A 19,264-nucleotide genomic window follows, 5' to 3' on the forward strand; every position below is an offset into this window, starting at 1 on the left:
CCCAGCCGGTTTCTATACTTTACTAAAAGACAAGTGTGTAAAACCACATTCTTATAAAAAAGTATACTTTATCTAGCTGATCGTGTGCGTAACCGCTGACTATCAGAAAGTATGAGAAGCCGGGGCAGGACAGACCGCAATGGTTTGCCCTGCCCTTTTATACGATACAGCCAATTAACTTGAAAACGTCTTTCAAGCCCTATGGTGAATGAACTATTCATAAGCCGGGATTTGTTCCTCATAATACTTTTTCGTTTGCGTGAGCGTAGTAGATGATTTTAGGGTGATAGCTCATAATGCATTTCCAATCGCTTTCCAATTTTTCATTCCCGTCATAGGCATCAAGGTATTCGATCGGTTCTAAATCTCCCACAAAACAAGTTCCATTATCCAAAATCAAGGATATGCTGTCCGCGCTATGGCTTGGGGTGGATACGATTTCTCCCGCAATGCCTATGTTTTCAAGAAATTCCCGGTTGTTATTCCTGTTGATACTGACGGAATTTCCGACATGGATGGGCTCATACTGTAACCGCTTGTCCCTTCTGAAAATCTCGTCCGCGAAATGAACATGGGCCTTCTGCGTATCCATCAGCAAAAGTTTGATTCCTTGCCCCATTAGCTCGCTTATTAAGCCCATATGGTCGGGATGGTAGTGCGTTGCCAGAACATAAGAAATATCGCGGGTTTTAATATTGTGTTCCTTTATTGCCCTATAAAATGCGGGCAACGTTCCGGCAAGGTCAGTATCAATCAGCAAGCCACCGCCTGTTCCTCGGATGAAGAATGTGTTTGTATTGCCATATTTCAACTTTCTTATCACAAAATCACCTCTATAACATCCGATCTGCCGTCCGGAAGCTCACTCGGGAAACACCTGTCCCCCGGACCAGGTGTTCAGCAGGGAGTTGGGGCCGTATTCCCGCAGAAGAATTTCGTAGAGCTCGTGGGGGGTCTCTTTGCAGTTTCCCAGCAGCCAAGCGGCCAGCAGGGAGGTCATGCCCGCCGTGAAAAAGGTGAAGTGGTAAGCAGCCTCCCCAGGGACGCCATACCCCATGTCCGCCTCCCGGATCTTTTTGATCTCCTCCTGGAAGGGGGCGTTCATCATCTCAATCAGATGGGAGGCCTGGCTCATCTCGTGCAAGTACAACAGGTAAAACTCCTTGTATTCCTCCACAAACTGGAAAACGCCCTCCACCGCCATCTGAAAGCCCCTGCCCAGTATAAACGCGTTTCGGATCCGCTCTTGGCACATCTCCGCCATGTGGATCTCCACCTTCTCAAAGAGGTCGTACACGTCCATATAGTGGGCGTAGAAGGTGGAGCGGTTGATCCCCGCCGTCTCGCAGATTTCCCGCACGGTGATCTTGCTGACCGGCTTCCCCCTCATGACCATGCATTGAAAGGCCGCGCGGATGATGGCCTCGTCCGTGTCCCGGGAGCGCTTGTTGTTGGGCTTGTTCATAGGGATTCTCCTCTGCTTTAATATCACAATACTTATTGTTGTATTGATGGTTGAAGCCAACACCTGTCGGTATTATACTATACTCATAACAAAAAGACAAGTGCCGGAATCATAAAATTCCGGCGCGGCGGCGAAAGGAGAAGCCAAGATGAAAAACGAGAAAATGATGCGGGAAGCCCCGGTTTGGAAGCTGCTGTTCACCATGGGACTGCCCACCATCGTGGTGATGATCGTCCAGGTGCTCTACAACATGGCGGACGTGTTCTTTATCGGGCAGGGCGGCAACGCCATGCAGGTGGCGGCCCTGTCCCTCTCCGGCCCGGCCTTCAACATCTTCCAGGGCGTGGGCACCCTCTTCGGCGCGGGCGGCTGTACGGCCATCGCCATCGCCCTGGGCCAGGGAGACCGAGAAAAGGCGAAATACTACAGCTCCTTCTGCGCCTGGGCCTCGGTGATCACCGGCGTGGCGCTGGCCATAGCGATGTTTCTCTTCATGGACCCGCTGCTCTCCCTGATGGGCGCCAATGAGGAGACCGCAGGCTTTGCCCGGACCTATCTCTCCATCATCCTGCTGGGCGTTCCCTTCACCATGTTCGGCGGCGGCCTGGGCAACGCGATTCGCGCCGACGGCTCCTCCGCAAAGACCATGCTCATCGCCCTGGCGGGCACCTTCACCAACATCCTCCTGGACCCGCTGTTCATCTCCGTGTTCCAGATGGGCATAGCGGGCGCGGCCTGGGCCACGGTGATCGGCAACGTGGTCACCAGCGTTCTCGTTTTTCTGCATGTGAAAAAATCCGACGGCTTCACCATCTCGCCCAAGTACCTCACTCTAAAAAAGGATGTGTCCCTGCGGGTGGTCAGCCTGGGAGTGCCTATGGCCGGGGGCACGGTGCTGATGTGCGTCTCCTCCATGTTCTCAAACCAGCTGCTGGTGAAGTACGGCAACATTGCTGTCGCGGCCAACGGCGTGGCCAGCAAGGCCGGGATGCTGGTGGGCATGATCGTAATGGGCGTCTGCATGGGGATGCAGCCCGTGATCTCCTACACCTACGGCACGGGCGACAGAGGACGGATGCGCCGGATCATTCTGGAGACTGGGGTGGCCACCACCATTCTCAGCACGGTGCTGGGTGGGGTCTTCCTGCTGGGCCGGGAGACCTTCGTGACGGCGTTCCTGGACGACCCCCAGATTCTGGAGACCGGAAAGTTCATGATGCTGACTCTGCTGGGGGCCCCTGTGGGCGGGATCTACCAGCTGTGCTCCGCCTACCTCCAGGGCACCGGCAAGGTGAGCTATGCCACGGTGACCTCCCTGCTGAGCAAGGGGATCGTCTACGTGCCGGTGCTGTTCGCCATGGAGGCTCTGGCCGGGCTGCCGGGACTGGTGTTCGCCGGGGTTGTCACCGACGTGATCTCCACGGCAGCCGGCGTGATTTTGTGCCTGGTCTGGGCCAGGCAGTCTCTGGAGAAGCCCTTGGCCCCGGTCGCCGCCGAGGCATAGAGTAGAGCCCGTATCGTGAACGCGGAGATGCGATAAGCCTGCCGCGCTTCTTTGAGAATGCTCTGCTGGGGTTTCTCTTGACGGAACGAAGAATTTAGGGTATTATATTTTTTGAAAGATAAAAGCGCAACGTTGCTTTTTTCAAAAAGCATACTTTTAGGAGGAAATGGAATGGCAAGTCGGTGGAACGCGGAGGCGTTTTGGAACTGCTACCGGGAGCTGACGGAAGTCTCCAATTTGGGCAGCATGGCTGGATATCCCCAGCACGGAAATACCTGCCGTCTGCTGCATAGCGTGGCGGTGGCCTATTACAGCTGCCGGGTGGCGGCGCTTCTGGGCTGCGCCTTTCATATGCGGGAGATGGCCCGGGGGGCGCTCTTTCATGACTATTTCTTTTATGACGCTCAAGACGGTGACCCCGCCCACAGGGGCCATTGGTCCCGGCACCCGGAGATTGCCTGGCGCAACGCGGCAAAGGAGCTGGACCTCACCGGCATTGAGGCGGACATCATTCGCACCCACATGTTTCCCCTGACGCTCCGTCCGCCCCGGTATCGGGAGGGCGCGGTGGTCACTCTGGTGGATAAGGGCTGCTCGGTGTATGAGTTTTTCAAGAGAAAACGGCCCTATCCCAGGCTGACAGGGCGCTTGTCCCAGTAAAATTCATATAAAATTTACAGGCCCTTTCTGGGAATCTGAAAGGGTGGTCTTGCATTTTGGGGAAATTTGCGGTATACTAACCCATTAGAGGATTTGTTATAGGGGGCTGAAACTGTGCGGGAACTGCTGAAAAAGTATCGGGAGCTGATCTCTTACCTGTTCTTCGGCGTGCTTACCACCCTGGTGAACTGGGGCAGCTACTGGCTTTTGACGGACGTGCTCCATGTGCACTACATGGCTGCCGCCTTTTTTGCCCAGGTGCTGTCCATCCTGTTTGCCTATGTGACCAATCGCCGCTGGGTTTTCGAGAGCAAGGTCCGGGGGGCAAAAGGCATCGCCGTGGAAATGACAAAATTCTTTGGGGCCCGGGGCGTGTCCCTGGTGATGGATCTGCTGTGCATGTATTTGGGCGTGGATCTGCTGTCCCTAAATGACAAGGCCGTTAAGGTGGTTTCCAGCGTGATTGTGGTAATCGCGAACTACATTTTCAGCAAGCTCTTTGTGTTTAGATCCAGCACAGGCCAGGATCAGAAACGAGAGTCCCGCTAAGATTTTATTCTTTTTTGGATGGAGGAGCGGCATGGCAAAAAGGACAAGCAGGCAGGGCTTTGAGGATGTTTCCAGCTATTCCGCCGTGGAGCAAAAAAAGCGCCGGAAAAACCGCCGGGGCCGTTTGGTGCTGCAATGCGTCGCGGCTTTTTTGTGTGTGGTAATGATTCTGTTCGGCGCCGGGCTGATCTACATATCTACGGATTTGATCGGCGAGCTGACCACCAATACCATTACCAAGGACCCTGCGGAGCTGGGCTTCCATGAAGAGGCCGTGGTGGATACCAGCATCAAAAACATCGCGCTCTTTGGCCTGGATTCCCGCAACAGCGAGTTCGAGGGCCAGTCTGATGTAAACATGATCCTCACCGTGGACAACCGCCACGGGTCCATCAAGATGACCTCCATCCTCCGGGACAGCCTGGTGAACATCGAGGGGGAGAGCTTTGCCTCCGGGCATGTGGACTGGAACACCAAGCTCAACGCGGCCTACACCACCGGCGGACCGGAGCTGGCCATCCGCACCCTGAACCAGAATTTCGGCCTGCGCATCGAGGACTATGTGACGATTAACTTTGTCAATATGGCGGCGATTGTGGATGCTTTCGGCGGGGTGGAGATGGAGGTGACCGCCGCCGAGATCGAGGAGATCAACCTGAACCTCTCCAATCTCAGCGCGGAGGTGGAGCGCCAGAAGGGCATTGATCAGGCCAACGGCGTGTATGAGGAGCAGAATTATCCCAATATTGTGGAGAGCGACTATATGTACGCCACTGGGGATACGGACACCTATCTTCTGAATGGAAACCAGGCGGTATCCTATGGCCGGATCCGGAATATCGGGGATGATTTCGGCCGGGTAGAACGCCAGCAGAAGGTGCTCACGGGACTGATCCACCGGGTGAAGCTTTTGAGCGTGACGGACTATCCCACCCTGGTGAAAAAACTTATGCCCTATTGCGAGACGAACCTGGAGCTAGACGATATTATGGGAATGCTGCCCATTCTGGCCACGGATATGACCATTAAGAGCATTTCGGTGCCGGACGCCCAGTATGAGACGGATTTGCATGACGTCAAATATGATCTGGTCTACGACCTGACCCAGGCCTCTAAGCGCATCAGCGCTTTCATCTTTGAGGAGGGGTCGCCCTATTGGAACGAGTATAATGGCAGCGGAGCCTCTCCCCAACCGGAAGAGGGGAGCTCGGGAGAGGAATAATTCTTAGAAAAGATATAAACCAATCTTGAAAAATGATAAAGGGAAATGGAATGGGACAAAGAGAAAACAGGTCTGGGGGCAGGCATAGCCAGCCTCCGCCCCGGCACAGGGCCCCGGCTCGCGGAAAAGCCGCCCATGCTTCCAGGGAAGAACCGAGGGGACGGTCCGGGCGAGAAAGCGCAGAGAAAAGGCCCCGCCGGGAAGCGCTTCAGGATAACTATTATTATGAGCTGCCCAGAGAGTTTGAGGACATTTCCAGCTATTCCTCAGAGCAGCGCCGCAGGGCGGACCGGGAGGATATAAGGCGGAAGCCTGCCCGCGAACGAAAGGCGCCGTCCCGGCGGAGGATGGGACTTGGGAAGAAAATTGGACTGGTCTTTCTGCTGTTGGCGGTGGTAATAGCCGGACTCTTTGTCTATATGTTCATGGGACTCAAGGTGAGCAGCTTAGATGGAGATCTGGCAGTAAACCCTTCAGCACGGACGGCGGGGGTAAAAAATATCGCCCTGTTTGGGGTAGATTCTCGGGACGGGGAGAATATAGGCCGCTCGGACGCGGTGATGGTGCTTACCATTGACAGCAGAAGCCACACCCTGAAAATGGCATCCTTTATGCGGGACGCCGAGGTCTATATTGAGGATTACGGCTATGATAAGCTAACCCACGCCTATGCCTATGGGGGGCCGGAACTTGCGGTGCGAACCCTGAATCAGAATTTCCAGCTGGATATTGAGGACTATGTCACCGTAAATTTCTTCAATATGGCGGGAATTGTGGACGCCTTTGGCGGGGTGGAGATGGAGCTCACCGGGGAAGAGATGCGGGAGGTGAACGCCAACCTCTGGAACCTGAGTCAGGAGGCCGAACGGGAAGGGGCCAAGGCTCCTATTAAGATGAGCGACTATTTCACGGCCACAGACGGCACGCATAATATGATAGATGGAGAATACACAGGAGGCAAGGTGATGCTGACCGGAGCTCAGGCGGTGGCCTATTCCCGCATCCGCTACCTGGGAAACGACGACGCCCGCACCGGCCGCCAGCATAAGGTCCTGATGGGGTTGGTAGACCGGGCGAAAAGCCGCACGGTGTTCAGCTATCCTGTTATTGCCCATGGGGTAATGCCCAATTGTGAGACATCTTTGGGGCTGGTGGATATGGCGAGCCTTGTGCCTTTTGCCCTGGGAGGCATCCAGATGGAAAGCATTACCCTGCCAGGCGAGGCGGAAGGGGCCTATGACGCTGAAAATGAGGATGGCCTGGCGGTAATCCGGTTCGACACGGAGCTGGTGGTAGAAAATCTGCACCGGTTTATATACGGAGAATAGGGCGGGCTTGGCGGACCGATTTTTGCCGAATTTCACCGGTCCGGCCCCGGGGCCATGGACCGGGAAATCCGTCGCCATCCCCTTGAGGGATGGCGGGATCCAGGTTTGCCCGAAGGGCAAACCTGTGCAAAAATCGGGACAGCGTTGCGGGCTGATATGAAATCAAACGAGGAGGCAGAAACATGAACGAACCTGTACTGGTGATTATTGCGGCGGGCCTGGGCAGCCGCTACGGCGGAGGCGGCCTGAAACAGATTGAGCCTGTGGGCCCCAAGGGCGAAAGAATCATCGACTATTCCCTCTACGACGCCTGGCGGGCCGGGTTCCGCAGAGCGGTTTGTGTAATCAAGGAGGAGATGGAAGAGGCGTTCCGCCGGGAAATCACCGCTCCTGTGGAGAAGCACATGCAGGTGGAGTTCGCCTTTCAGCGCGTGGACGATATTCCGGCGGGCAGAGCCGTCCCCCAGGGCCGGGAAAAACCTTGGGGGACCGGCCACGCGGCTTTAACCGGCGCCCGGAAGGTGGCGGAGGTCTGGGGAGACGCGCCTTACGCTGTGATCAACGCCGATGATTTCTATGGCCGGGAGGCCTACCAGAAAATCTATGATTTTCTCAGCAGACCCGGGACCGCCGGAAAGATGGATCTGGCCATGGTAGGCTACCAGGTACGCAACACGGTTTCCGACCACGGCACAGTGTCCCGGGGCGTGTGCCAGGTGGAGGATGGCATGCTCCAAAGCGTGACCGAGCGCACAAAGATCGCCAAGCTGCCAGAGGGGAAGATCGGGTATACCGAGGATGAGGGAAAGACCTGGACCATCCTGCCGCCGGATACGCCAGTCTCTATGTCTATCTGGGGGTTTGTCCCTGGGACTACGAAGGAGATGGAGGTGGAGTTCATCCGGTTCTTTCAAGAGACCCTGCCTGAGAATCCGCTGAAAGCAGAGTTCTATCTGCCTTTTGCTGTGGATGCTATGGTGCAGGATGGCCGGGCGCAGGTGCATGTGTTGGAGACTCGAGACAGATGGTACGGCGTTACCTATAAGGTGGACCGGCAGTCCGTGGTGGATGCCCTGGCAGAAATGACCGCAAAGGGAGAGTATCCCTCGCCGGTTTGGGAATGAAATGTTAAAAGCTCCCCTTTGTGGGGAGCTTTTTTGACTGTCTCAGCCCCCGCCCAAAAAAGCGCGCTTTTTTGGATTCTGTGACTATAGACAGAGAATTTGAGCAAACCTTGTTAGAGTTTACAAAGATTAGAGCTTTTTCATTAAATCTTCCCTAGAAATCACCAAAAAGCACTTGAAATTTTCCCAAAGTATGGTATGATAATAAGGATAGATTTTGAAACTATTCGGGCGGTTCTGGAATAACGGCACAATTTCCGCCCAGGAAAGGAAAGTGATAGCAGCCATGAACACAGAAAAGCCCGGCACCGAAAAAATGGAGGTTACAGAGACCAAGCTGGATCCTTCGCAGGTTCCCCTCTATCTGTTCCACAGTGGGAAAAACCGCCGCGTATATGAATATATGGGCGTGCACAAGGCCACCCGCAACGGTAAAAAATGCATGGTGGCAAGAGTCTGGGCCCCTCATGCCAGGGCTGTTTCCCTGGTAGGAAATTTTTGCAATTGGGATAACGCCAAGTATCCCCTGAAAAAGGTGGACGACAGCGTTTGGGAGGGCTACACCGATTTTGAATTTCAGCCCTTCGAAATGTACAAGTTCTATGTAAAGACCGCCGGAGGAGAGGATACCTACAAGGCGGACCCCTTTGCCCGCCATACGGAAACCCGCCCGGGCACAGCCTCCCGCTGGTATGAGCTGGAAGGGTATCAGTGGAAGGATTCTGCCTGGCAAAAGAAAAAGCAGCAGAAGAAGCATTATAACCTGCCTGTAAACATATATGAGGTACATGCGGGCTCCTGGCGGAAATACGCCGACGGCAGCGTGTTTTCCTATGACAAGCTGGGGGACGAGCTGATCCCTTATGTCAAGGATATGGGATTCACCCACATTGAGTTTATGCCTCTCACAGAATATCCCTATGACGGCTCCTGGGGCTATCAGGTGATGGGATATTTTGCCCCTACTTCCCGCTATGGCCAGCCGGTAGACTTTATGCGCTTTGTAGACCGCTGCCACGAGGCCGGCATCGGCGTAATTATGGACTGGGTTCCCGCCCATTTCCCCAGGGACGCGGCGGGCCTGGCCAAGTTTGACGGCACCCCTTGCTATGAGTATGAGGATCCCCGTAAGGGAGAGCATAAGGAGTGGGGCACGCTGGTTTTTGACTATGGCCGGCCGGAGGTCATGAGCTTTCTGATCTCCAGCGCGGTGTTCTGGCTGAAGGAATATCATGTGGACGGCCTGCGGGTGGATGCGGTGGCCTCCATGCTGTACCTGGACTATAATCGCCGGGACGGGGAGTGGATCCCCAACAAGGACGGCGGCAAGGAGAATCTGGAGGCCGTGGCGTTCCTTCAGGCCCTGAACGAGGCTGTGTTCGCCGAGGTACAGGACCCGATGATGATCGCCGAGGAAAGCACCGCGTGGCCCATGGTTTCCAAGCCTACCTTTATAGGCGGCCTGGGCTTCAACTACAAGTGGAATATGGGCTGGATGAACGACATGCTTCGGTATATGTCCATGGATCCCCTGTTCCGCAGCGGGAACCACAGCTCCCTCACCTTCTCCTTCTTCTATGCTTTCTCTGAGAACTTTATCCTGCCCATCTCCCATGATGAGGTGGTATACGGCAAGGGTTCGCTGATCAATAAGATGCCCGGCACCGACGAGCAGAAGGCGGCGGGAATGCGCTGCTTTGTCACCTATATGATGGGCCATCCCGGCAAGAAGCTCCAGTTTATGGGAACCGAGTTCGCTCAGAAGAACGAGTGGAACTTCGAGAAGGAGCTGGAATGGGGCCTGCTGCAATATAAGGAGCACCAGGACGCCCAGAACTTCTTTAAGGCAGTGAACCATTTCTACCTCAGCCGGCCGGAGCTGTGGGAGATTGACTTTGACTGGGGCGGCTTTGAGTGGATCTCCAACGACGACTATACCCAGAGCGTCATTGCTTTCCGGCGCAAGTCCATAGACGGCCACGAGCTGGTGTGCGTGTGCAATTTCGTGCCGGTGCAGCGGGAGCACTATCGGATCGGCGTGCCCTATTGGGGCACATGGGCGGAGGTGTTCACCTCTGACAACAAGGAATTCGGCGGCGAGGGCGTGACCAATGGAAAGAACATCCAGACCATTGACGAGTCCATGCACGGCTGCGAGCAGTGCATAGAACTCACTCTGCCGGCCAACACGGTATTCTTCCTGGAGTGCGTAAAACCCGCCGTGAAACCCAAGGCCAAGGAGAAAGAGGAGCAAAAGCCCCAGACCACGGCAGGAGCCTCTAAGGCGGCTTCGGCACAGGCTGCCAAAGCGGCTTCAACACAGGCGGAGGCCTGAAGGCGCGCGCGTAAGGCGTGCGCGAAGCACCTGGACTGAACGCGTCCCATAAGAAGAACTTGCGGAATCAGCGCTGTTTTCATGGGAGCTTTCAAAGAGCTTGTGCGAAAAACCGGACGTGTGGCGCGTTTGCGCAGCGGCAGGCGGCTTCCGAAGGAATCCCCCGGGACGCGGCGCGGGCACGTTTCAAGAATTCTCAAGAGAGTCCTACCCGGCAATGGGAGGCGTTCGGGTTTTGCCGGCAAGCTCTGCCATATATTAAAAATAGTAATTAGGAGGACGTACAATGTTACCCAAACAAGAGGTCGTAGCCATGCTGCTTGCGGGCGGCCAGGGCAGCCGCTTGGGCGTATTGACAAAGGATATCGCCAAGCCTGCGGTGCCCTTCGGAGGAAAGTACCGCATTATTGACTTTCCCCTTTCCAACTGCGTGAATTCCGGAATTGAGACGGTGGGCGTGCTCACCCAGTATCAGCCCCTGGAGCTGAACGAGTACATCGGTTCCGGCCAGCCCTGGGACCTGGACAATATGAACGCGGGCGTTCATGTGCTCTCTCCCTATGAGAAGCGGAAAAAGACAGACTGGTATAAGGGCACCGCCAACGCCATCACCCAGAATATTCCCTTTATCGAGAGATACAACCCGGAATATGTGCTGGTGCTTTCCGGCGACCATATCTATAAAATGGACTACTCTAAGATGATCGCTTTCCATAAGGAGAAGGACGCCGCCGTTACCATTGCCGTGCAGCAGGTGCCCATGGCCGAGGCCAGCCGGTTTGGAATTCTGAACACCAATGACGATGACTCCATCTACGAATTCGACGAGAAGCCCAAGAAGCCCAAGAACGATCTGGCCAATATGGGCATCTATGTGTTTACCTGGGAAAAGCTGCGCAAGTTCCTTTTGGCCGACGAGGAGGACCCCAAGAGCTCCAATGACTTTGGCAAAAATGTTCTGCCCGCCATGCTGAATTCCGGAGAGAAGATGTTCGCCTATCGCTTTGAGGGCTACTGGAAGGACGTGGGCACCATCGACAGCCTGTGGGAGTCCAATATGGACCTGCTGGACCCCAACGTCCCCCTGGACCTGAGCGATCCCGACTGGCGCATCTATTCCCGCAATCCCGTGATGCCGCCCCACTATATTGCCAAGGGCGCCCATGTGCAGAATTCCACCATTGCCGAGGGATGCAACGTGTACGGCGACCTGGAATTCTCCATCCTCTTTGCCGGCGTGTACGTAGCTCCCAGCGCGGAGGTCCATTCCTCCATCATCATGCCCGGCGCCCGCATTGAAGAGGGCGCCCGGGTGCAGTATGCCATCGTGGCGGAAAACGCCGTGGTGGGCGCGGGAGCGGTGATCGGCCAGCGGCCCGAAAATGTGGAAAACAAGGATGAATGGGGCGTGGCGGTGGTCGGCCCCGGCTGCAAGGTTCCCCCGGGCGGCAGCGTGGCTCCCAAGGAGATGCTGGACGCCGAGGATGTGGGGAAAAACTGAAAGTGGTGTACCCCAAGAACCTGCATTTATAGGCGAAATTGCCGGATGAGCGAGGATTCTTTGCGCCATTCTAGGCAAATTTGTGCAGATATACTAGCTGTATGGCAAACAAATTTAACAACGAATGGGGCGAAAAAGACCGTTCAGACGGTACGTGCAGGTTGTGAATACAGGTTCAATAAATTAACCCAAATGAAAGGGAGCTGGTCTATATGATGCGCGGCAATGATGTAATCGGCATCCTCTTTGCCTATGTGCACGAGGAGCGTGTAAGAGAACTGACGGAAAATCGGGTGATGGCCTCTATCCCCTATGGCGGGCGCTACCGCCTGGTGGATTTCGCCCTCTCTAATCTGGTGAATTCCGGCGTCAACAAGGTGGGCGTGATTACGGAAGAGAACTACCAGTCTTTGATGGACCATCTGGGCTCCGGCAAGACCTGGAACCTGTCCCGCAAGAGAGAGGGGCTGTATCTGCTGCCGCCCTTTGGCGCGGAAACTGCCCGTACCGACGGCATGGTGTCTAGTCTGGCATCCATCCACCGGTTTTTGAAGAATTCAAAGGAAGAGTATGTGCTTATTTCCAACTGCGACACCGTCTCCAACATTGACTATCGGGACGTGTTCCGCTTCCATACAGAGAAGAACGCGGACATTACGATTATCTACCGCCACGGCACTTCTCCCGACACGGACAAAAATGTGGTGTACACCGTGGACCCGGAGGGCTTTGTGCGGGACATGCTGATTAAGCGGGGCAGCGACACCAACTGCAACTACGGCTTTGGAAAGTGCATCATGCGCCGCCAGAAGCTGATAGACATGGTGGAGGACTGCATGAGCCGCAACCTGTACGATTTCGACCGGGATCTGGTGCAGCGCAACCTGAAGGAGCTGAAGGTATACGCCTATGAGTGCACCAGCGCCGCCTATACGATTACGTCTTTCAAAGACTATTTCGACGCCAATATGGCCCTGATGGACCCCAAGATCCGCGGCCAGCTGTTCCCCCAGGACCGTCCTGTCTATACCAAGGTGCGGGACGATATGCCCGCCAAATACGGCCTGGGTTCCTCTGTGAGCAATTCTATTGTAGCCGACGGTTGCGTGATCGACGGCGAGGTGGAAAACTGCGTTCTGTTCCGAGGCGTCAAGGTGAAGAAGGGCGCCAAGCTGAAGAACTGCGTGATTATGCAGGACTGCGTCATCGGCGAGGGAACAAAGCTGGACTATGTGGTGGCGGACAAGGATGTGGAGTTTGAGATGAACCGCACCATGGCTGGCTACCAGAGCTATCCGGTCTATGTGAGCAAGGGCAGCAAGGTATAAGAACCTCTTTTCGAGGCAGATACAGAAAGGAAAACTATCATGAAGATTTTGTACTGTGCCAGCGAAGCGCTTCCGTTTTCCGCCACCGGCGGCCTGGCGGATGTGTCCGGATCTTTGCCACAGGCCCTGCGCGCCCGCATGGTGGGGTGCCGGGTTGTCATCCCCCTGTATGACAACGTGTCCCAGGAGCTGCGGGATCAGATGAAGTTTATCACCAGCATTTCGGTGCCGGTGGCTTGGCGGAGACAGTATTGCGGAATTTTCGAGGCGAAGATCGGCAGCGTGACCTATTACCTCATCGACAACCAGTATTACTTTAAGCGGGGCAGCCTGTACGGCCACTTCGACGACGCGGAGCGGTTTGCCTTCTTCTCCCGGGCGATTCTGGAGATGCTGCCCTATATCGACTATAAACCGGATGTGATTCACGCCAACGACTGGCAGTGCGCGTTGGTTCCGGTTTATTACCGGCTCTTCTATGCCAACAACGAGTGGTATTCCGGGATCAAGACCCTCTTCACTATCCACAATATCCAGTATCAGGGCCAGTATGGCAAGGATATTCTGGAGGACGTGTTCGGCATCCCGTCCTATGAGAGCCAGCTCTTGGAGTTCAACAAGGACGTGAATCTGATGAAAGGCGCCATCGAGTGCGCCAACTGGGTCTCTACTGTGAGCCCCACCTATGCCCAGGAGATTCTGGACCCCTGGTTCTCTCACAAGCTGGACCCCATTCTGCGGGAGCGCTCCTGGAAGCTGTCCGGCATTTTGAACGGCATCGACACGGTGAACTATGACCCGGAGACAGATAAGGACCTCTTTGCCAATTATAGCAAGGCGGACAAGGCCGGCAAAGCTGTGAATAAGCAGAAGCTCCAGGAGCGGCTGTGCATCGAGGTGGACCCGGACGTGCCGGTGGTCGGCATGGTGACTCGTCTGGTGTCCCACAAAGGCCTGGATCTGGTGAAAGAGGCGGTAGACAATGTGATGGAGTATTCCAACGCTCAGATTGTCATTTTGGGAAGCGGCGATTTGGAGTATGAAAATTACTTTAAGTGGATGCAGGAGAAGTATCCCGGCCGGTTTGTGCTGTGCCTGGGCTTTGTGCCCGAGCTGTCCCGGAAAATCTACGCCGGGGCGGATATCTTCCTGATGCCCAGCAAGTCCGAGCCCTGCGGCCTGTCCCAGATGATCGCCCTGCGGTATGGCACCATTCCGGTGGTGCGGGAAACCGGCGGACTGAAGGATTCCATCACAGACAGCGGCGACGGTCAGGGCAACGGATTCACCTTTATGACCTATAACACGGGAGATATGCTCCACAGCCTGCACCGGGCCATTTACGCCTACAACTCTGATAAAAAGGGCTGGGGCGTGCTGGTAGACCGGGCCATGGAGTGCGACAACAGCTGGGGCAAATCGGCCGGCGAGTATATCAAGCTCTATAAGCAGATTATGGAGAACTGAGAAAAAGCATGCCGGCGGCCAGCTGAACGGGATGCGAAAAACCCGCCGTTTTTGAACCGTGCTAACTGTAATGAATAGAAAGAGGGAACCGGCTGATTTCAGAATGAGTCAGCCGGTTCCCTTTTTGCTGTGTTGATTTTTCTGATGATGCCCGTCCACGGGCGAAGAACGCTGCCCCTTACTCCTGGGGAGGCTCCTCGTGGTTCTCAGGCGCTTCAGGCTGAGGTTCGGCGGCCGCCTCTTCTACAACCAGTTTTGCGCCGCAACAGCTACAGAAAGTGTCGGTGTTGCTGCACTGTTTGCCGCAGGAGGGACAGGCCAGCTTGTTCTGCTTGTCGTTCAGCTCCTTGGCAATGGCGGCGGCCTGGGCCTTCAGCTCGTCAATTTCCGTGATCTTTCCAAAGGCCTCCGGGTCGGCTACCAGAGAGCTGCGGCAGTTCTCGTATACATACTGGCCAAGAGCCTCGTAACGCTTGGTAATTTCCGCGTTTACTTCCGCCGCGCCGATGCGCAGCTTGGAAACGTCTACCAACTGGCCGGCTTTGCGGCCTACAGCTTCCGCAGCGGATTTCGCGTTGACAACTACATCGTCGAAAATGCCCATGTTAAGTCCTCCTTTTTATGTTTCGAGGGAATTTCCCTCTGGCTGTTTTTATTATAGCAAGTGCGCAAGGGAAAGTAAAGCGGAATTCTCTTTCGAAATGTTTAAGAATTCTTTAAATTCCAGGTTCTTAGTCTTTCCCGCCTAAAAATTCCCGCAGCATAGAATTCTTGGGGACCAGGTCCGGGCTGACCGGCTCAAAACGCATCAGCCGGGACTCCAGGTCCCGGGCCTTCTTATAGTGCAGGCTGTCGGCGGCAATGGCCCGCAGCAAGGGGATGGCCACTGTGCGCAGAACGCAGGGCTCATAGATATGGATGGAGTTCACCGTGTAGTCGGCGCTGATGCGGTAGGGGCGGATGTAACGGTTCTCCCCCTCCACCACCTGGGGCCACATGGCCAGGGTATTTTCGGCGGGAGAATTGCGGAACTGGATGTCCCGGACGATTCGCCGCACCAGCCGAAGGTCCCAGGGAGAGATCACCTCCCCGTTCACGTCCTTGATCTGCTGCTTCACGCTCACATAGAGGGTCATGCAGGCGTCCTCGGGCAGGTCCCTGGTGAACACCGGGTTCAGGCCGTGGATGCCCTCCACAATGGCGATGTCCTCCTGGGAGAGCTTGTATTCCCTGTCCGGGCCGTCCGGGCGGCCCAGGGTGAAGCTGTACTGGGGCACAGTGAACTCCCCGGAGCCCACCACGCTCTGGAGGGTTTGGCGGATCCGGTCCCCGTCCAGGGCGGCCACGGTCTCGTAGTCGAAGCTGCCGTCAGGCAGGCGGGGGGCCCGGTCTCGGCCCAGATAGAAGTCATCCAGGGAGATAATCACCGCCCGCACGCCAAAGTCTCCCAGATAGTCCCGCAGCAGGTGGGCGGTGGTGGTTTTGCCGCTGCTGCTGGGGCCGGAGAGCATGACGATCCGTACCGGCGAAGGGCGTTCTGTGATGTTCCGGGCGATGTTCCGCAGATGCTCCCGGTATGAGCCCTCCACCTCCTGGATCATCCGGGCGGGATGGCTGATGGCCGCGTCGTTGATCTGTTCCAGATGGTTGATGTACTTAATGTAGCCGCTGGCAAAATTGCTCATAGATTTCTTTCACCTGGTCCTTTCTCTCCAAAATTTCTTGATGGCGGGAGATGTATTCAAAGGGAAATTTAAAGTTGAACACCCGTTTCAGATTGCTGGAATAGGGATCCTTGAGTTTGCTGGTCCCGCCCGCGCCGCAGGCGATAACAGAGCCGCTCTCGTCCATGGTGTAGATATTATAGCGGCAGACGCACCCGGGTTTTGCCCAGCCGGTATTCTCCAGGTTTCCGGCCATGCGGGTCTGGCGGTAGAGATAATAGGGCTCGAAGCCCGCCCCGGTCAGGCGGCGGATGGAGTGGTCCACCATGGCGGCGGTTTCCCGGGGGCGCTTGTGCAGGCTGAGGTCAGCCTCTTCGGTGACCATAGCGGCACTGCGCTTCAGGGCTAGGGAGTGAACCGTAACGCTGGAGGGCCCCAGGCCCAGCACCCGGTCCAAGGTCTCCTGGAAGCCCGGAAAATCGTCTCCCGGCAGGCCCACGATCAGATCCGCGTTGATGTCCTCAAAGCCCAGGCTCTGGGCCAGGGCGAAGGCCTCCTCCACGTCCCGGGCGGTGTGGCGGCGGCCGATGTTTTCCAGCACCCGGTCGGACATGGTCTGGGGGTTGATGCTGATCCGGGTGACCCCCGCGTCCTTCAGCGCCAGGAGTTTTTCCGGGGTAATGGAGTCCGGCCTGCCCGCCTCCACAGTGAACTCCCGGCAACGGCCGAAGGAGAAGAGGGAGGTGATCTTCCCGCACAAGGCCTCCAGCTGTTCAGGGGAAAGAGTGGTGGGCGTGCCGCCGCCCACATAGACGGAAACCAGCTCCAGGTCCAGTTCCTCCGCGATCTGGGCGGTGCGCTCCAGCTCCTGGTGGAGCAGCCGGAGATAGGGCTCCACCAGCTTTTTGGCGTTCTGCATGTCCTGGGAGATGAAGGAGCAATAGGCGCAGCGGGTGGGACAGAAGGGGATCCCCACATAGAGGCTGAAGCTCTGGGGAGACAGGCAGTCCACCGCCTCTTTTTGGGCAGAGAGCACCCGCTTCGCCAGGTCCACGCGGGCGGGGCTTACCAGCCATTTGGATTGGTAGTCCTCTGCCCCGGACTCAAACCCCAACCGCTCCACATGCTGCCGCAGGAGCTTCACCGGGTGCACGCCGGTGAGCATTCCCCAGGCAGGGGAAATTCCGGTCAGTCCAGAGAGAACCTCGTATAACAGGCGGGTTAGAGGATACTCGGCCAGCTCGGGGGAGGTCGTTTGACGCTCCGCCACATCCCGCCCGTCGCTGGCCCGGACCGTATAGCACCAGCCGCCGGAGGGCTCCTGAACCACCCGCGTCTCGGCCCAGGACTCGCCTGGCGCGGGCTCTTCGGGCTCCTCGGGCACCCGCACGGGGCTATAGGGGAAGAACACCCGGCACAGGTTTTCGCACTCAAAGCGGAAGCTGTGACCGGTCAGCGTGAGAAGCATGAGAAACACCCCTTTCTCTTAAGGTCATGGGGTTGTCTCGGCTGCCGCCTCGGTCGGCGACGGGAAATCGCCACCGGCGATTGTCGCCCCCACACCCCACAAACTTTTTTCAAAAAGTTTGATCAAAAACTTTTACCCACTCCTCATTTCATTCGTCGTGAAGGTTTTACAGTTTTCGCATAGCCACAACGCATTACGCGGTCCAAGACTTGGCATAGCCAAGTCTCAGGCGTCTAGGCCCCTGGCGTGGTGTGGGAGAGTTCGCTATGCGAACTCTTGAGCTCCACGGTCTTGCCCTTGACCTTAACACCAGAGAAGCGCATTTTTTGAAGTGGTGAATAACAGTTAATCCTCGTTTCACTCGATTAACTGTTGCTTTGCAAAACATCGGCAAGAGGAAACGGAGAGTTCATCTCGCACGGCGAGATGGATCTCTTTTGCAACTGAGAAAAAAGTTTCCTAGTTCCGGAGAAAGCCAGCTCTGTGTGTATGCGCACTCAGCCCAGCAGAGTTTTGCGAAGCAAAACGGAAAGATAAACCGAGCTGCGCGAGTGTTTATTTTTTTGACACTACCGCGAAACCCAGCTCTATCCTTTCGCCATGCTTGGCGTCATGTGCTACGCGCCCATACAAAAAAACATGGAGATCAGATTATACGCCGCGTGGGCCAGGAAGCAGCACAACAGCGACCCGGTGCAGAGATAGAGCAGGCCCAGGACCAGCCCGCACACCAGGGCGGAGAGGGTTTGCACCAGATTGAAGTGCAGCAGGGCAAACACCCCGGCGGATACCGCCAGCGCCAGAGGCCAGCCCCATGCCTCCCGCAGCCCACCCAGGAGAATCCCCCGGGTGAGAAGCTCCTCCATGGCCGGGGCCAGAAGGCATACCCGAAGCATCCCTGTCACAGGATGGGCCCGCAGGCCGGAGAGGCTCTCCTCATAGCCCTGGCTGCTCTGGGGGAACAGCCGGTCCAGCAAAGGGTCCAGGCCTTTGTCCAGCGCCAGAAAGAAGAATCCTGCGCAGAACAGGGCCAGCGCCGCGCCCCAAAGGCTGAATCCCTCCAACGGCCGGAGGGGAAACCCGCTCCGGCCCAGCAAAAGGACAAAACCCAGAAAGCTAACGGTTTCCGTCGCCAAACTGAGAATATGCGCCTGGCCGGGAAAGAGCTTCCGCCATACTGCCACGTCCAGAAAGGCGCAGAGCAGCAGGATGCCGAAATAGCCCCCTGCCCACAAAAACACACCGCCGGGCTTCACATTGACCGAATCCACAGGACCACCCCCTGGCGTAAAATTTTTCTCCCAATTTGCTTTTATGTTCCCCTTGAAAATACTCTTGTAACTTCCTCCCTTACAGAACAGTGTATGATGTCTAATTAACACTATATCAAATCAAGTAAATCTGCTGGGTCGAACCCTTGAAGCGTCGTGCTCAATCTTGCAATCAAAATATTGATAATTTGTTTCTTGGCTTTCACATCCCAACCGGACAACTCCTTCTTAATTCGTTCTTTTCCATTCACCTTGCTTATTATAATAATCTTCCAGCCTATCCATAAAAAACACAAAAGCCTTTTCAAACGAGTTGCATGGTTGATCTTTCATTTTTTCTAAATCAATAGGTGTTTTCATCAGCATGTTTCTCCTTCG

The 19,264-nt window shown here is 55.9% G+C and carries 17 protein-coding genes; 10 read left to right on the top strand and 7 right to left on the bottom strand.

What is annotated here, in order from left to right; genetic code table 11:
• Nucleotides 1-238: 238 nt before the first annotated feature.
• Nucleotides 239-823 (bottom strand): MBL fold metallo-hydrolase, encoded by a 585-nt coding sequence (locus D7X94_RS12805; RefSeq protein WP_158591018.1) that lies wholly within the window; start codon nucleotides 821-823, stop codon nucleotides 239-241.
• Nucleotides 824-862: 39 nt separating this feature from the next.
• The gene (locus D7X94_RS12810; RefSeq protein WP_120428077.1) at nucleotides 863-1,465 is read right to left on the bottom strand and encodes a TetR/AcrR family transcriptional regulator; all 603 of its coding nucleotides are present in this window, start codon (nucleotides 1,463-1,465) and stop codon (nucleotides 863-865) included.
• A gap of 148 nt (nucleotides 1,466-1,613) precedes the next feature.
• Between D7X94_RS12810 and D7X94_RS12815 the strand changes: the two genes are divergently transcribed.
• From D7X94_RS12815 to glgA, 10 genes are all read left to right on the top strand, one after another.
• Complete coding sequence (locus D7X94_RS12815; RefSeq protein ID WP_120428078.1) at nucleotides 1,614-2,969, top strand: MATE family efflux transporter; 1,356 nt, start codon at nucleotides 1,614-1,616, stop codon at nucleotides 2,967-2,969.
• Nucleotides 2,970-3,140: 171 nt separating this feature from the next.
• Nucleotides 3,141-3,629 (top strand): hypothetical protein, encoded by a 489-nt coding sequence (locus D7X94_RS12820; RefSeq protein WP_120428079.1) that lies wholly within the window; start codon nucleotides 3,141-3,143, stop codon nucleotides 3,627-3,629.
• A 114-nt stretch (nucleotides 3,630-3,743) separates the two neighbouring features.
• Nucleotides 3,744-4,178, top strand: coding sequence for a GtrA family protein (locus D7X94_RS12825; RefSeq protein WP_120428080.1), 435 nt, complete (start codon nucleotides 3,744-3,746; stop codon nucleotides 4,176-4,178).
• 31 nt (nucleotides 4,179-4,209) lie between these two features.
• A complete protein-coding gene (locus tag D7X94_RS12830; protein WP_120428081.1) occupies nucleotides 4,210-5,400 on the top strand; it encodes an LCP family protein in 1,191 nt (396 codons plus the stop codon).
• A gap of 50 nt (nucleotides 5,401-5,450) precedes the next feature.
• Nucleotides 5,451-6,728: an LCP family protein gene (locus D7X94_RS12835; protein ID WP_158591019.1), complete on the top strand. Its 1,278-nt coding sequence runs from the start codon at nucleotides 5,451-5,453 to the stop codon at nucleotides 6,726-6,728.
• A gap of 182 nt (nucleotides 6,729-6,910) precedes the next feature.
• Nucleotides 6,911-7,852 carry a sugar phosphate nucleotidyltransferase gene (locus tag D7X94_RS12840; protein WP_120428083.1) on the top strand — a complete coding sequence of 314 codons (942 nt, stop codon included), beginning with the start codon at nucleotides 6,911-6,913 and terminating at the stop codon, nucleotides 7,850-7,852.
• Nucleotides 7,853-8,069: 217 nt separating this feature from the next.
• Nucleotides 8,070-10,187 carry a 1,4-alpha-glucan branching protein GlgB gene (glgB, locus tag D7X94_RS12845; protein ID WP_330558217.1) on the top strand — a complete coding sequence of 706 codons (2,118 nt, stop codon included), beginning with the start codon at nucleotides 8,070-8,072 and terminating at the stop codon, nucleotides 10,185-10,187.
• 286 nt (nucleotides 10,188-10,473) lie between these two features.
• Nucleotides 10,474-11,688: a glucose-1-phosphate adenylyltransferase gene (locus D7X94_RS12850; RefSeq protein WP_120428084.1), complete on the top strand. Its 1,215-nt coding sequence runs from the start codon at nucleotides 10,474-10,476 to the stop codon at nucleotides 11,686-11,688.
• 212 nt (nucleotides 11,689-11,900) lie between these two features.
• Nucleotides 11,901-13,016, top strand: a complete 1,116-nt coding sequence (glgD, locus tag D7X94_RS12855) for a glucose-1-phosphate adenylyltransferase subunit GlgD (RefSeq protein WP_243111312.1) — start codon at nucleotides 11,901-11,903, stop codon at nucleotides 13,014-13,016.
• 39 nt (nucleotides 13,017-13,055) lie between these two features.
• A complete protein-coding gene (gene glgA, locus D7X94_RS12860) occupies nucleotides 13,056-14,483 on the top strand; it encodes a glycogen synthase GlgA (RefSeq protein WP_120428085.1) in 1,428 nt (475 codons plus the stop codon).
• A gap of 178 nt (nucleotides 14,484-14,661) precedes the next feature.
• On the opposite strand, the gene D7X94_RS12865 is transcribed toward glgA, so the two are convergent.
• From D7X94_RS12865 to D7X94_RS19545, 5 genes are all read right to left on the bottom strand, one after another.
• Complete coding sequence (locus D7X94_RS12865; protein ID WP_199715115.1) at nucleotides 14,662-15,087, bottom strand: zinc ribbon domain-containing protein; 426 nt, start codon at nucleotides 15,085-15,087, stop codon at nucleotides 14,662-14,664.
• A gap of 127 nt (nucleotides 15,088-15,214) precedes the next feature.
• Nucleotides 15,215-16,168 carry a uridine kinase family protein gene (locus tag D7X94_RS12870; RefSeq protein WP_120428086.1) on the bottom strand — a complete coding sequence of 318 codons (954 nt, stop codon included), beginning with the start codon at nucleotides 16,166-16,168 and terminating at the stop codon, nucleotides 15,215-15,217.
• On the bottom strand, nucleotides 16,140-17,615 hold the full coding sequence (gene hemZ, locus D7X94_RS12875) for a coproporphyrinogen dehydrogenase HemZ (RefSeq protein ID WP_120428087.1): 1,476 nt from the start codon (nucleotides 17,613-17,615) through the stop codon (nucleotides 16,140-16,142). The genes D7X94_RS12870 and hemZ overlap by 29 nt, the downstream gene beginning before the upstream one ends.
• Before the next feature lie 617 nt (nucleotides 17,616-18,232).
• Entirely contained in the window at nucleotides 18,233-18,886 is a 654-nt protein-coding gene (locus tag D7X94_RS12880; protein ID WP_120428088.1) for a CPBP family intramembrane glutamic endopeptidase, read from the bottom strand.
• A gap of 228 nt (nucleotides 18,887-19,114) precedes the next feature.
• Nucleotides 19,115-19,246: a hypothetical protein gene (locus D7X94_RS19545; protein ID WP_279221789.1), complete on the bottom strand. Its 132-nt coding sequence runs from the start codon at nucleotides 19,244-19,246 to the stop codon at nucleotides 19,115-19,117.
• Between the last annotated feature and the right edge of the window lie 18 nt (nucleotides 19,247-19,264).

The sequence above is a fragment of the Acutalibacter sp. 1XD8-33 genome (assembly GCF_003612555.1).
GTDB lineage: Bacteria > Bacillota > Clostridia > Oscillospirales > Acutalibacteraceae > Acutalibacter.